The sequence below is a fragment of the Providencia sp. PROV175 genome, assembly GCF_032707045.1.
In the GTDB taxonomy this organism is placed as follows: Bacteria; Pseudomonadota; Gammaproteobacteria; order Enterobacterales; family Enterobacteriaceae; genus Providencia; species Providencia hangzhouensis.
Window position 1 is genome coordinate 4,298,429 of record NZ_CP120533.1, and the last position, 13,344, is coordinate 4,311,772.

Consider the following 13,344-nt stretch of genomic DNA (forward strand, 5'->3'; position numbering starts at 1 on the left):
GGTTTATCCTCTAATTATTTTTTAGAACGATGACGTACGATGAATTGATCAGTACGCTTGTTACTACGAGTTTTCTTACCTTTGGTTTGAACGCCCCATGGTGTTACTGGGTGTTTACCAAAGTTACGGCCTTCACCACCACCATGTGGATGGTCTACTGGGTTCATCGCAGTACCGCGAACGGTAGGACGAACACCACGCCAGCGGCTAGCACCAGCTTTACCGAGAACACGTAACATATGTTCAGCGTTACCAACTTCACCAAGAGTTGCACGGCAATCAGCTAAAACTTTACGCATTTCACCAGAACGCAGACGTAATGTGACATAAGCACCATCACGAGCAACGATTTGAGCGTAAGTACCTGCTGAACGCGCTAACTGTCCACCTTTACCTGGTTTCAGTTCGATGTTATGAACTGTAGAACCAACAGGGATGTTGCGCATCGGCAGTGCGTTACCAGCTTTGATTGCTGAATCAACACCAGATTGAATCTGGTCGCCAGCTTTCAGGCCTTTTGGTGCAAGAATATAACGACGTTCACCGTCTTTATATAGAACCAGTGCAATGTTCGCAGAACGATTTGGATCATATTCCAAACGCTCAACAACTGCAGGAACACCGTCTTTGTTGCGTTTGAAGTCAACTAAACGATAATGCTGCTTATGGCCACCACCGATATGACGGGTAGTGATACGGCCATTGTTGTTACGACCACCGGATTTGCTGTTTTTTTCTAACAGCGGAGCATAAGGTTTACCCTTATGCAGCTCAGGGTTAACCACTTTAACTACGTGGCGACGGCCCGGAGACGTAGGTTTACATTTAACAACTGCCATTGTTCTTTACTCCTCCGACTTACTCAGCACCGCTAATGAAGTCCAAATTTTGGCCTTCTTTCAGCGTGACGTAAGCTTTTTTCCAGTCGCTACGACGACCGAAACGCTGACCGTGGCGTTTAGTTTTGCCTTTAACCAGCAAAGTGTTAACACCTTCAACTTCAACTTCAAACAGTTTCTGTACAGCAGCTTTGATTTCTGCTTTAGTCGCGTCTTTCGCAACTTTGAGAACGATGGTATTGCTTTTTTCCATCGCTGTAGAAGCTTTTTCAGATACATGCGGCGCGCGCAGTACTTTTAGCAGACGTTCTTCACGGATCATGCCAGCATCTCCTCAACTTGCTTCACAGCATCAGCAGTCATAACCACTTTGTCGAAGGCGATCAGGCTAACCGGGTCAATACCTGCTGCATCACGAACGTCAACCTTATACAGGTTACGCGCTGCTAAAAACAGATTTTCATCTAATTCAGCAGTGATGATCAGAACATCTTCCAGAGCCATATCTTTCAGTTTCTGTGCCAGCAACTTAGTTTTAGGTGCTTCAACAGAGAACTTCTCGACAACGATCAGACGATCTTGACGTACCAACTCAGAGAGGATGCTTTTTAAAGCACCACGGTACATCTTCTTATTAACTTTTTGACTGTGGTCCTGTGGTTTAGCTGCGAAGCTAACACCACCAGAGCGCCAAATTGGGCTCTTTACTGAACCAGAACGTGCACGGCCAGTACCTTTTTGACGCCATGGTTTTTTACCTGAACCAGAAACTTCAGCACGAGTTTTCTGAGCACGAGTACCTTGACGAGCACCAGCTGCATACGCAACAACTACTTGGTGAACAAGCGCTTCATTGAAATCACGCCCGAAGGTAGTTTCGGAAACAGTCAGCGCGCTTTGCGCGTCTTTCATTACCAATTCCATTCCTATCTCCTCGACGTTAAGCCTTGACAGCCGGTTTTACGATCAGGTTGCTACCAGTTGCTCCTGGAACAGCACCTTTGACCAGCAGCAGGTTGCGCTCAGCGTCAACACGTACTACATCTAGGCTTTGAACAGTTACACGTTCATTACCCAGTTGGCCTGCCATTTTCTTGCCTTTAAACACTTTGCCCGGAGTCTGGTTTTGACCGATAGAACCCGGAACACGGTGAGACAAGGAGTTACCGTGAGTAGCATCTTGAGTACGGAAATTCCAGCGCTTAACTGTGCCGGCAAAACCTTTACCTTTAGATGTACCAGTAACGTCGACTTTTTTAACGTCAGCGAAAATTTCAACGCTAATGCTTTGACCTACTGTGTATTCTGCACTGTCTTCAATGCGGAATTCACGCAGGATACGGCCAGCTTCGACGCCAGCTTTAGCGAAATGACCTGCTTCAGGCTTAGTTACACGATTAGCTTTTTTGCTACCGGTAGTAACCTGAATTGCATTATAACCGTCAGTTTCTGCAGTTTTAACCTGAGTAACACGGTTATTTTCAATTTCGATAACAGTTACAGGTATAGAAACGCCATCTTCAGTGAAGATACGAGTCATACCGACTTTCTTACCGACTAAACCTTTCATTGTTTCAACCTCTCAATCGTTCGACGACCTGATTAACCCAGGCTGATCTGCACGTCAACGCCGGCAGCCAGGTCCAGACGCATCAGAGCATCAACGGTCTTTTCGGTTGGCTCAACGATGTCAACCAGACGCTTGTGAGTGCGAATTTCGTACTGATCACGCGCATCTTTGTTAACGTGCGGAGAAATCAGAACGGTAAAACGCTCTTTACGTGTCGGCAGCGGGATAGGACCACGAACTTGCGCACCAGTGCGCTTAGCAGTCTCTACGATTTCCGCAGTTGATTGATCGATTAAACGATGATCAAAAGCTTTCAGGCGGATACGGATTCTTTGGTTCTGCATGAGACCAGAGCTCCAACTATTTTATAAACGTAAATGATTACTCCTCGTGCCCATTTCGATTGATGGGAGAGTGTAATCGTTCTTGATGTAACTTCCAAATCGGAAGTATTGTCTAAATGAGCAACAAATCGTTAACTCAATACTGATATTTCAGTCCTAAAATATAGGGCTTACTCATCAGTAAGCCCGCGCATTATACGTAAATTATAGGGAAACGCAAGCAATCGAGGAAAATATGTGCGAATTTTCTAGGGGAGTAATAAAAAAAACCTCAACCATGGAATACACAGTGGTTGAGGTTAGTTATTAACTTAATAAAACAACAGTACGGAATAAGATTTTATTCTTCTTTAACTTGTGCTTGAAGATAGTTTTGAATTCCCAAACGATTAATCAGCTCTAGTTGAGTTTCTATCCAATCAATATGATTTTCTTCATCAGCTAAAATTTCAATCATCAGGTCTCGACTTACGTAGTCATGAACCGAATCTGCATACTTAATAGCTTCCTTTAGATTTTTTGCCCCATCGATTTCAAGCTGTAAATCTGACTTCAGCATTTCTTCAACATCTTCACCAATATTCAATTTGCCAAGATCTTGTAAGTTAGGAATACCTTCGAGGAAAAGAATTCGCTCTATATATTTATCTGCGTGCTTCATTTCATCAATTGATTCGTGATATTCCATCTCATTGAGACGTGTAAGCCCCCAATTTTTAAACATGCGTGCATGCAAAAAATATTGGTTAATTGCAACTAACTCATTGCCCAGTAGTTTATTTAGGTGGGCTATCATTTTTTTATCGCCTTTCATTTCTACCCTCCATCGCTTCCAGTCTTTTAAGTGTAGTACTGAAATTGATGTTAGTGTGATTTTTACACAATATATTTAAACAAAAGGTGATAAATATGGTGGGAATAATTTGACTGGTATTAAATACTATGCGACTTCAGTTGCGCACGCATCCTCAAAAATCATTTGCTCTTCATATAAAATTGCCTTCGTCTGCCGAATACATTTTCCACATTCTAAGCCTACAGGCAGAATTTGTCGTAGACCCTTTAGTGAGGTCACTTGATACTTTCTTGCGACATTTCTGATCTGTTTATCAGTAATGGCTTCACAAAGGCAGATGTACATGATGCTTACCTGTATAAATCACATACAGATAGTTTAAATAAAAATGATTTGCATTTCAATTATCATTACTAATGATTTACAAAGATCATTTACCACTGAGCGATTAATTACACAAGTAAATGAAATCAAAAGAAAAAATAACTTTTAATATGAATAATTCGGCTAATATATAGCAACGTAATACTGTAATTTCATGTAGTCAAAATTTTGCTTATAACAACAAAAGGGCACCTAAATAAGGTGCCCTTTTTTAAAACTAGATAAAGCTATGTATTATGCAATAATTTTTGCAACAACACCCGCACCTACAGTACGGCCACCTTCACGGATTGCGAAACGTAAACCGTCGTCCATCGCGATTGGGTGGATCAGGGTAACGATCATGTTGATGTTATCACCTGGCATTACCATCTCTACGCCTTCTGGCAGTTCGATAGTACCTGTTACGTCAGTTGTACGGAAGTAGAACTGTGGACGGTAACCTTTGAAGAATGGAGTATGACGACCACCTTCATCTTTGCTCAGAATATAAACTTCTGATTCAAATTTAGTGTGTGGCTTGATTGAACCTGGTTTCGCCAGTACTTGACCACGTTGAATTTCTTCACGCTTAGTACCACGCAGCAGAACACCAACGTTCTCACCTGCACGACCTTCGTCTAACAGTTTACGGAACATTTCAACGCCAGTACAAGTTGTTTTAACCGTGTCTTGAATACCAACGATTTCAACTTCTTCACCAACTTTGATGATACCACGCTCAACACGGCCTGTTACTACTGTACCACGACCTGAGATTGAGAATACGTCTTCGATTGGCAGCAGGAATGGCTTGTCAATTGCACGCTCTGGTTCTGGAATGTAAGTATCCAGGTGGCCTGCTAATTCAACAATTTTCGCTTCCCACTCTGGGTTGCCTTCCAGCGCTTTCAGTGCTGAACCACGGACAACTGGAGTGTCGTCGCCTGGGAAATCGTATTGAGACAGAAGTTCACGAACTTCCATTTCGACTAATTCTAACAGCTCTTCGTCGTCTACCATGTCACATTTGTTCAGGAAAACGATGATGTAAGGAACACCAACCTGACGACCTAACAGGATGTGCTCACGAGTTTGTGGCATTGGGCCATCTGTCGCAGCAACAACCAGAATTGCACCGTCCATCTGAGCAGCACCAGTGATCATGTTTTTAACATAGTCGGCGTGTCCTGGGCAGTCTACGTGTGCGTAGTGGCGAGTTGGAGTATCGTATTCTACGTGTGAAGTAGAGATGGTGATACCACGCGCTTTTTCTTCTGGTGCGTTATCGATTTGATCGAACGCACGAGCAGCACCGCCGTAAGTTTTTGCCAGAACAGTAGTGATAGCTGCTGTCAGAGTAGTTTTACCGTGGTCAACGTGGCCGATAGTACCAACGTTAACGTGCGGTTTTGAACGTTCAAATTTTTCTTTAGACATTAGATTGTCCCTCTAAGACACGGAATCGGTGGTTAAACCACATCAACCAAGCAAGAATTATTTCGCTTGTTTTTTTCAGGAGACAAATCAGGGAGATAAGTGAGAACATAAAGGAAGTGGTGCTGATAGGCAGATTCGAACTGCCGACCTCACCCTTACCAAGGGTGTGCTCTACCAACTGAGCCATATCAGCACATCTTGGAGCGGGCAGCGGGAATCGAACCCGCATCATCAGCTTGGAAGGCTGAGGTAATAGCCATTATACGATGCCCGCAATGAACTCGGCTACCTGAGTTATCAGCTGTTAAACTGTTCCTCAAAATTTTCTCTTAAGAAAATTTCTTGGAGATGGTGGTGGGAGAAGGATTCGAACCTTCGAAGTCTGTGACGGCAGATTTACAGTCTGCTCCCTTTGGCCGCTTGGGTATCCCACCTATCCAAATTTTTAATGGTGCCGGCACCAAGAGTCGAACTCGGGACCTACTGATTACAAGTCAGTTGCTCTACCAACTGAGCTATGCCGGCATCAAGTGCTGCGCATTCTAGGTAGAGTCGGCGCAGGTTGCAACAAAAAAATTAACTTTTTTGTTTGTTCGCTCACATTTTGTTCGCTTTTCGCATTTTTGTTGATTTTTTAACTGTTTTAAGCTTAAAACATCAACAGCAGCTGTTAACTATAGTCCATTATCATTTGGTCAGTAAAGGGAGAAAAAGGCTTAAAATTTTTAAAATCATTATTTTTTATTCGATATCACAGTTTTACCCTCTTATTCTTAGGTGTTTTTTTCATCACTCAGTATCATTTTTTCTGCCTGCATCAAAAAAAACTGATAAAAAATAGAAAAAAACCTACGCCTCCCCACTTTCCCTCGCTATGATGCTAGCAAATTTTATGGATACGGGTGTTTAGGCAACCTGTCCAACCTGCATAAAATAGGCAGATGTTGGTTTATGAAAAAGAAAGAAAATTTTATTACTACGCCATACTTAGAGTTTGATAGAGAACACTGGGCAACTTTACGTGATTCAGTACCGCTTACATTAACATCGAGTGAACTTCTAGAGTTAAAAGGGATTAACGAAGAACTCTCTATGGAAGATGTTATAGAAATTTATCTACCTTTATCGCGTTTACTGAATTTTTATATTAGTTCCAACTTACGTCGTCAGGCTGTTCTAGAACAATTCCTTGGAACTAATGGCGCAAAAGTGCCTTATATTATTGGTATAGCAGGTAGTGTGGCCGTTGGTAAAAGTACAACAGCACGTTTACTGCAAGCACTACTCACTCGTTGGCCTGAACACCGTAAAGTTGACCTGATCACAACTGATGGTTTTTTACATCCTAATCAAGTATTAAAAGATAGGAATATCATGAAGAAAAAAGGTTTTCCGCAATCTTATGATATGCGAAAACTAGTCAACTTCGTGTCACAAATAAAATCAGGTGCACGTAATGTTAAGGCTCCGGTTTATTCGCATTTAACGTATGACATTGTCCCTGATGAAGAACAGGTAATTGATCAACCTGATATTTTAATACTCGAAGGGCTGAATGTCTTACAAAGTGATATGGATTATCCACAAGACCCCCATCATGTATTTGTATCTGACTTTGTTGATTTCTCCATTTATGTTGATGCTGCACCTGAATTATTAAAGCAATGGTATATCGGTCGGTTCCTTAAATTTAGGCAAGGTGCATTCTCAGATCCTGATTCTTACTTCCATAGTTATTCTAAACTTAGGGAAGAAGAGGCAATTAATATTGCTAGCTCTATTTGGGATGAAATTAATGGGCTAAACCTTGAAGAAAATATATTACCAACAAAGGAAAGAGCCAGTTTAATTATGACTAAAGGTGAGAATCATTCTATTCAGAGTGTTAGATTAAGAAAGTGATTATTTATATTGGCCGGTTTCTCTCCGGCCAGTAATATATTATTCATTTGGTCTTAAGGATATTTCACCACCAATATAGGAAATTATTTCGCCATTATCCTTCTGTAGCAATAATGCACCTTGCTCATTAATCCCACGTTCAATTCCCGTTATTATTTCGTTACCAATCAATAACTTAACATTTCTATTTAAAAAATTATCTAACTCAACCCATCTTTCTAAAAATGGTTTTAGCCCTTCTTTTTCAAATAAAACCAATGAATTCCTCAAAGCTTGAATTATATTTGCTGATAATTCATTTCTCTCTATATTTTCAAATTCGTCAGATAGAGAGGACCAGGCTTGAGTTATGTTTTCGCTACTGTCAGAATTTTCTTTATTCATGCCAATATTAATACCAATACCGATAATAATATGAGCTGCATCCCCTGTTTTACCCGTTAATTCAACCAAAATTCCTGCAAGCTTTTTATCATTCATATATAGGTCATTAGGCCATTTGACTTTGACTTTATTACCAATTAATTTATTTAACGTTTCAGCGACAACAATACCAACAACTAAGCTTAACCCTATTGCCGCCGCAGGACCTTGGTCTAATTTCCAGTACATGGATAAGTAAAGGTTACATCCAAATGGTGATATCCATTGCCTTCCTCTTCTACCTCGCCCAGCACTTTGATACTCAGCAAGACACGTATCCCCTGACTGTAATTCAGTAATTCTCTCCAACATGTACTGATTAGTAGAATCAATAACAGGTTCAACTATAATATTTACGTCATCAACTCGCTGTTTTATTGTATCTTCGTTAAGTAGGTTAATAGGATAAGGTAGCTTATACCCTTTACCGGTTACCGTTTGTACATTCACTCCCCACGAACGTAGCGTTTTTATATGCTTATTGATCGCTGCGCGGGTCATCCCTAGTTTATCTCCTAGCTGTTCTCCTGAATGCACTTGCGCATCGGCCAAGATATTTATGAGATCTAGTGGGGTGTTTCTTTCTTTCATTGAATACATTCCATTGCGTTGATTTCGCCATTTTTACCGATAAACCTGACCTCTGGTTCTAAATGTATACCAAAATGCTCTAAAACCTTTTGACTCACATATTTTGCTAGATTGACAATGTCTTGCCCTGTCGCTCGGTTTTTATTGATTAAAACCAATGCTTGCTGCTTATGTACCGCAGCACCACCGATTTCATGTCCTTTCAGACCACATTGGTCGATAAGCCACCCTGCTGCTAGCTTTACGCGTCCATCTTCTTGGTTATATTGAGGACAATTAGGATAAGCTATTTTTATGGCTTGTGCTTTTTCTGCTGAAATAATAGGATTTTTAAAGAAACTCCCTGCATTACCTGTTATTGCCGGATCAGGTAATTTACTTCTACGCGTTTGGCATACAGAGTTAAATACTTGTTCTGGTGTTACTGTATTGGGGTCAAGCTGAGCAAGGTCACCATATATAAGCTTAGGCGTCCATTCTTTAGCAAGTTTTAACCCAACACTGATAATGACATAGCCATATTGATATTCATGCTTAAAAATGCTATCACGGTAGCCAAACTGACACTCTGCAGCTGTTAGCCGTGTTACTTTACCTGTATCTAGAGAAAGTACATCAACATACTGACATATATCTTTTAGCTCTAAACCATAAGCACCAATATTTTGAATGGGCGCAGAACCTACACAACCTGGGATCAACGCTAAATTTTCCGCACCACAAACACCTTCACTCAATAACGTTTCAAGTAATTGATGCCAATTTTCACCTGCTTGAGCATGAACATACCAATAGCTGATATCTTCTGTTATTTGTACACCCTTTAGCTGATTGATGATTACTACACCTGCAAAGTCTTCAACAAATAGAACATTGCTTCCCCCTCCTAATAATAATACTGGGAGTTGCTGATTTTTAGCCTCGCTCCATTGCTGGAGTAGAGATTCTTGGTTATCCACAAAAACAATTGATAGTGCTTTTGCTTGAATGCCAAAGCTATTAAATGATTTAAGTTCAGACGTTAGGTTCATTACAGCCTTCAGTACAAATAAAACAAAGATAAGATAAGTCTATCAGGCTGGATTAAGAGTGAATAGCAGGATTAAGAAAATAAGATAATTAGTGAAAATTATTCTATTAGTAGAATGCAAAAAGCCACCCAATGGGTGGCTTCTTTATATTTAAAACCTAGCAGTTCCCTACTCTCACATGGGGAGACCCCACACTACCATCGGCGCTACGGCGTTTCACTACTGAGTTCGGCATGGGGTCAGGTGGGACCACCGCGCTATTGCCGCTAGGTAAATTCTTTTTAAATGCCGATTATATGGTGCTGATACCCAGATTCGAACTGGGGACCTCACCCTTACCAAGGGTGTGCTCTACCAACTGAGCCATATCAGCAATATGGTGCGGTCAGTCAGTACTGACACAACCTTAAAATTTAATGTCTGGCAGTTCCCTACTCTCACATGGGGAGACCCCACACTACCATCGGCGCTACGGCGTTTCACTGCTGAGTTCGGCATGGGGTCAGGTGGGACCACCGCGCTATTGCCGCCAGACAAATTCTGTTTGTTCACGTTTAGCTCAACACACTTTCGGTATTTGCTAAACCTAAACTTCAATCTTGAACAAGCTGCTGTGTCCTTCACCTTCCGGCTTCTCACTTCTCGAAAACAACTCTATCTCTCTAAAACACCTTCGGTGTTGTCAGGTTAAGCCTCACGGTTCATTAGTATTGGTTAGCTCAACGTATCGCTACGCTTACACACCCAACCTATCAACGTCTTAGTCTTAAACGTTCCTTTAGGACTCTTAAAGAGTCAGGGAAGACTCATCTCAAGGCAAGTTTCCCGCTTAGATGCTTTCAGCGGTTATCTCTTCCGCACTTAGCTACCGGGCAATGCCATTGGCATGACAACCCGAACACCAGTGGTGCGTCCACTCCGGTCCTCTCGTACTAGGAGCAGCCCCTTTCAATCTTCCAACGCCCACGGCAGATAGGGACCGAACTGTCTCACGACGTTCTAAACCCAGCTCGCGTACCACTTTAAACGGCGAACAGCCGTACCCTTGGGACCTACTTCAGCCCCAGGATGTGATGAGCCGACATCGAGGTGCCAAACACCGCCGTCGATATGAACTCTTGGGCGGTATCAGCCTGTTATCCCCGGAGTACCTTTTATCCGTTGAGCGATGGCCCTTCCATTCAGAACCACCGGATCACTAAGACCTACTTTCGTACCTGCTCGAGCCGTCACTCTCGCAGTCAAGCTGGCTTATGCCTTTGCACTAACCGCATGATGTCCGACCATGCTTAGCCAACCTTCGTGCTCCTCCGTTACTCTTTGGGAGGAGACCGCCCCAGTCAAACTACCCACCAGACACTGTCCGCACCCCGATAATGGGGCAACGTTAGAACATCAAACATTAAAGGGTGGTATTTCAAGGTTGGCTCCATGCAGACTGGCGTCCACACTTCAAAGCCTCCCACCTATCCTACACATCAAGGCTCAATGTTCAGTGTCAAGCTATAGTAAAGGTTCACGGGGTCTTTCCGTCTTGCCGCGGGTACACTGCATCTTCACAGCGAGTTCAATTTCACTGAGTCTCGGGTGGAGACAGCCTGGCCATCATTACGCCATTCGTGCAGGTCGGAACTTACCCGACAAGGAATTTCGCTACCTTAGGACCGTTATAGTTACGGCCGCCGTTTACTGGGGCTTCGATCAAGAGCTTCTCCTTACGGATAACCCCATCAATTAACCTTCCAGCACCGGGCAGGCGTCACACCGTATACGTCCACTTTCGTGTTTGCACAGTGCTGTGTTTTTAATAAACAGTTGCAGCCAGCTGGTATCTGCGACTGGCTTCAGCTCCATGAGTAAAACTTCACTTCACTAATGCCAGCGTGCCTTCTCCCGAAGTTACGGCACCATTTTGCCTAGTTCCTTCACCCGAGTTCTCTCAAGCGCCTGAGTATTCTCTACCTGACCACCTGTGTCGGTTTGGGGTACGATTAATGATAATCTAGAGCTTAGAGGCTTTTCCTGGAAGCGGGGCATGAGCTACTTCATCACCGTAGTGACTCGTCATCGGACCTCAGCATGTAGTGAACCGGATTTGCCTAATTCACCTGCCTACATCCTTAAACCGGGACAACCGTCGCCCGGATAGCCTAGCCTTCTCCGTCCCCCCATCGCAATTATCACCAGTACGGGAATATTAACCCGTTTCCCATCGACTACGCATTTCTGCCTCGCCTTAGGGGTCGACTCACCCTGCCCCGATTAACGTTGGACAGGAACCCTTGGTCTTCCGGCGTGCGGGTTTTTCACCCGCATTATCGTTACTTATGTCAGCATTCGCACTTCTGATACCTCCAGCATGCCTCACAGCACACCTTCACAGGCTTACAGAACGCTCCCCTACCCAACGAACGTATCCTTAAACTGACTGCCTGACGTTTCCGCCTCGACTTTGTTGGACGCATTGACGTCGCTTCGCTCCGTCAATCGTTTTGATACATTTGAGTATCACTTAATCAGTTTAAGTGATACGTTCGCTGCCGCAGCTTCGGTGCATAGTTTAGCCCCGTTACATCTTCCGCGCAGGCCGACTCGACCAGTGAGCTATTACGCTTTCTTTAAATGATGGCTGCTTCTAAGCCAACATCCTGGCTGTCTGAGCCTTCCCACTTCGTTTCCCACTTAACTATGACTTTGGGACCTTAGCTGGCGGTCTGGGTTGTTTCCCTCTTCACGACGAACGTTAGCACCCGCCGTGTGTCTCCCGTGATAACATTCTTCGGTATTCGTAGTTTGCATCGAGTTGGTAAGTCGGGATGACCCCCTAGTCGAAACAGTGCTCTACCCCCGAAGATGAGTTCACGAGGCGCTACCTAAATAGCTTTCGGGGAGAACCAGCTATCTCCCGGTTTGATTGGCCTTTCACCCCCAGCCACAAGTCATCCGCTAATTTTTCAACATTAGTCGGTTCGGTCCTCCAGTTAGTGTTACCCAACCTTCAACCTGCCCATGGCTAGATCACCGGGTTTCGGGTCTATACCCTGCAACTCATTCGCCCAGTTAAGACTCGGTTTCCCTACGGCTCCCCTATTCGGTTAACCTTGCTACAGAATATAAGTCGCTGACCCATTATACAAAAGGTACGCAGTCACCCTGATAAATCAAGGCTCCCACTGCTTGTACGTACACGGTTTCAGGTTCTATTTCACTCCCCTCGCCGGGGTTCTTTTCGCCTTTCCCTCACGGTACTGGTTCACTATCGGTCAATCAGGAGTATTTAGCCTTGGAGGATGGTCCCCCCATATTCAGACAGGATAACACGTGTCCCGCCCTACTCGTCGAGTTCACAACACTAACACCTTCGGATACGGGGCTATCACCCTTTACTGCCGGACTTTCCAGACCGTTCTCCTGATGCTAATGCTGATTAAGACTCTGGGCTGCTCCCCGTTCGCTCGCCGCTACTAGGGGAATCTCGGTTGATTTCTTTTCCTCGGGGTACTGAGATGTTTCAGTTCCCCCGGTTCGCTTCGTTTGACTATGTATTCATCAAACGATAGTGCAACGAATTGCACTGGGTTTCCCCATTCGGAAATCGTCGGTTGTAACGGTTCATATCACCTTACCGACGCTTATCGCAGATTAGCACGTCCTTCATCGCCTCTGATTGCCTAGGCATCCACCGTGTACGCTTAGTCGCTTAACCTCACAACCCGAAATTGTTTCAACGTTCACCTTACTGTCATGGCTGTGCGTGCATTCCTTCTTTGTTGGGCAGTGCTCGCAATGCTCACATACTTATGTATGTTGCGCTTGCTGTGCGCTGGCCGCCGCGAAGGACTGACTGCTCGCTCATGCCACTCGCTAAAGTGACCGAAAATTTCAGGTCTGAAATTTTGAGAGACTCTCACATTGTTTAAGCGATAAACAATGTGCGTTGTTTTCAATTTTCAGCTTGTTCCAGATTGTTAAAGAGCATAATTGTTAAACCAACTACAATATAATTGACTTAATCATTATTGGGGACATCGTCTTTCACTCGATA

11 protein-coding genes, 5 tRNA genes and 3 rRNA genes are annotated in these 13,344 nt (G+C 43.7%); 1 reads left to right on the forward strand and 18 read right to left on the reverse strand.

The window, feature by feature from the left end; translation table 11 throughout:
- Positions 1 to 14: 14 nt before the first annotated feature.
- The 12 genes from rplB to P3L44_RS19770 all read right to left on the reverse strand — a co-directional run bounded on the left by rplB (position 15) and on the right by P3L44_RS19770 (position 5,877).
- Positions 15 to 839, reverse strand: coding sequence for a 50S ribosomal protein L2 (gene rplB / locus P3L44_RS19715; RefSeq protein ID WP_004265422.1), 825 nt, complete (start codon positions 837 to 839; stop codon positions 15 to 17).
- 19 nt (positions 840 to 858) lie between these two features.
- Positions 859 to 1,161: a 50S ribosomal protein L23 gene (rplW, locus tag P3L44_RS19720; RefSeq protein WP_004265420.1), complete on the reverse strand. Its 303-nt coding sequence runs from the start codon at positions 1,159 to 1,161 to the stop codon at positions 859 to 861.
- Positions 1,158 to 1,763, reverse strand: coding sequence for a 50S ribosomal protein L4 (gene rplD / locus P3L44_RS19725; protein WP_004265418.1), 606 nt, complete (start codon positions 1,761 to 1,763; stop codon positions 1,158 to 1,160). The genes rplW and rplD overlap by 4 nt, the downstream gene beginning before the upstream one ends.
- 16 nt (positions 1,764 to 1,779) lie before the next feature.
- A complete protein-coding gene (gene rplC / locus P3L44_RS19730) occupies positions 1,780 to 2,409 on the reverse strand; it encodes a 50S ribosomal protein L3 (protein WP_004265414.1) in 630 nt (209 codons plus the stop codon).
- 32 nt (positions 2,410 to 2,441) lie between these two features.
- Positions 2,442 to 2,753: a 30S ribosomal protein S10 gene (gene rpsJ, locus P3L44_RS19735; RefSeq protein WP_001181005.1), complete on the reverse strand. Its 312-nt coding sequence runs from the start codon at positions 2,751 to 2,753 to the stop codon at positions 2,442 to 2,444.
- A 340-nt stretch (positions 2,754 to 3,093) separates the two neighbouring features.
- The gene (gene bfr, locus P3L44_RS19740; protein ID WP_094963184.1) at positions 3,094 to 3,567 is read right to left on the reverse strand and encodes a bacterioferritin; all 474 of its coding nucleotides are present in this window, start codon (positions 3,565 to 3,567) and stop codon (positions 3,094 to 3,096) included.
- Between the two features lie 126 nt (positions 3,568 to 3,693).
- The gene (bfd, locus tag P3L44_RS19745) at positions 3,694 to 3,894 is read right to left on the reverse strand and encodes a bacterioferritin-associated ferredoxin (protein WP_140172941.1); all 201 of its coding nucleotides are present in this window, start codon (positions 3,892 to 3,894) and stop codon (positions 3,694 to 3,696) included.
- A 273-nt stretch (positions 3,895 to 4,167) separates the two neighbouring features.
- A complete protein-coding gene (gene tuf, locus P3L44_RS19750) occupies positions 4,168 to 5,352 on the reverse strand; it encodes an elongation factor Tu (protein WP_215954249.1) in 1,185 nt (394 codons plus the stop codon).
- Positions 5,353 to 5,469: 117 nt separating this feature from the next.
- Positions 5,470 to 5,545 (reverse strand) — tRNA-Thr (locus tag P3L44_RS19755).
- A 6-nt stretch (positions 5,546 to 5,551) separates the two neighbouring features.
- Positions 5,552 to 5,626, reverse strand: a tRNA-Gly gene (locus P3L44_RS19760).
- A gap of 75 nt (positions 5,627 to 5,701) precedes the next feature.
- Positions 5,702 to 5,786: transfer RNA gene (locus tag P3L44_RS19765), tRNA-Tyr, on the reverse strand.
- 15 nt (positions 5,787 to 5,801) lie between these two features.
- Positions 5,802 to 5,877, reverse strand: a tRNA-Thr gene (locus P3L44_RS19770).
- 426 nt (positions 5,878 to 6,303) lie between these two features.
- Between P3L44_RS19770 and coaA the strand changes: the two genes are divergently transcribed.
- Positions 6,304 to 7,254: a type I pantothenate kinase gene (gene coaA / locus P3L44_RS19775; RefSeq protein ID WP_004264367.1), complete on the forward strand. Its 951-nt coding sequence runs from the start codon at positions 6,304 to 6,306 to the stop codon at positions 7,252 to 7,254.
- A gap of 39 nt (positions 7,255 to 7,293) precedes the next feature.
- Here coaA and birA read toward each other — a convergent pair whose 3' ends face one another.
- The 6 genes from birA to P3L44_RS19805 form a co-directional block, all read right to left on the reverse strand.
- Positions 7,294 to 8,268, reverse strand: coding sequence for a bifunctional biotin--[acetyl-CoA-carboxylase] ligase/biotin operon repressor BirA (gene birA / locus P3L44_RS19780; protein WP_140173006.1), 975 nt, complete (start codon positions 8,266 to 8,268; stop codon positions 7,294 to 7,296).
- Positions 8,265 to 9,299, reverse strand: a complete 1,035-nt coding sequence (gene murB / locus P3L44_RS19785; protein WP_094963242.1) for a UDP-N-acetylmuramate dehydrogenase — start codon at positions 9,297 to 9,299, stop codon at positions 8,265 to 8,267. Before murB ends, birA begins: the two co-directional genes overlap by 4 nt.
- A 155-nt stretch (positions 9,300 to 9,454) precedes the next feature.
- A 5S ribosomal RNA gene (gene rrf, locus P3L44_RS19790) occupies positions 9,455 to 9,570 on the reverse strand.
- 26 nt (positions 9,571 to 9,596) lie between these two features.
- A tRNA-Thr gene (locus tag P3L44_RS19795) sits at positions 9,597 to 9,672 on the reverse strand.
- Between the two features lie 45 nt (positions 9,673 to 9,717).
- Positions 9,718 to 9,833, reverse strand: a 5S ribosomal RNA gene (gene rrf / locus P3L44_RS19800).
- Between the two features lie 149 nt (positions 9,834 to 9,982).
- A 23S ribosomal RNA gene (locus P3L44_RS19805) occupies positions 9,983 to 13,005 on the reverse strand.
- Positions 13,006 to 13,344 lie beyond the last annotated feature (339 nt).

What these genes read in the sequence shown, in the direction of transcription:
- rplD (WP_004265418.1), bottom strand. Translation starts at nt 1,763, where the DNA reads ATGGAATTGGTAATGAAAGACGCGCAAAGCGCGCTGACTGTTTCCGAA.
- bfr (WP_094963184.1), bottom strand. Translation starts at nt 3,567, where the DNA reads ATGAAAGGCGATAAAAAAATGATAGCCCACCTAAATAAACTACTGGGC.
- tuf (WP_215954249.1), bottom strand. Translation starts at nt 5,352, where the DNA reads ATGTCTAAAGAAAAATTTGAACGTTCAAAACCGCACGTTAACGTTGGT.
- birA (WP_140173006.1), bottom strand. Translation starts at nt 8,268, where the DNA reads ATGAAAGAAAGAAACACCCCACTAGATCTCATAAATATCTTGGCCGAT.
- rplW (WP_004265420.1), bottom strand. Translation starts at nt 1,161, where the DNA reads ATGATCCGTGAAGAACGTCTGCTAAAAGTACTGCGCGCGCCGCATGTA.
- coaA (WP_004264367.1), top strand. Translation starts at nt 6,304, where the DNA reads ATGAAAAAGAAAGAAAATTTTATTACTACGCCATACTTAGAGTTTGAT.
- murB (WP_094963242.1), bottom strand. Translation starts at nt 9,299, where the DNA reads ATGAACCTAACGTCTGAACTTAAATCATTTAATAGCTTTGGCATTCAA.
- bfd (WP_140172941.1), bottom strand. Translation starts at nt 3,894, where the DNA reads ATGTACATCTGCCTTTGTGAAGCCATTACTGATAAACAGATCAGAAAT.
- rplC (WP_004265414.1), bottom strand. Translation starts at nt 2,409, where the DNA reads ATGAAAGGTTTAGTCGGTAAGAAAGTCGGTATGACTCGTATCTTCACT.
- rpsJ (WP_001181005.1), bottom strand. Translation starts at nt 2,753, where the DNA reads ATGCAGAACCAAAGAATCCGTATCCGCCTGAAAGCTTTTGATCATCGT.
- rplB (WP_004265422.1), bottom strand. Translation starts at nt 839, where the DNA reads ATGGCAGTTGTTAAATGTAAACCTACGTCTCCGGGCCGTCGCCACGTA.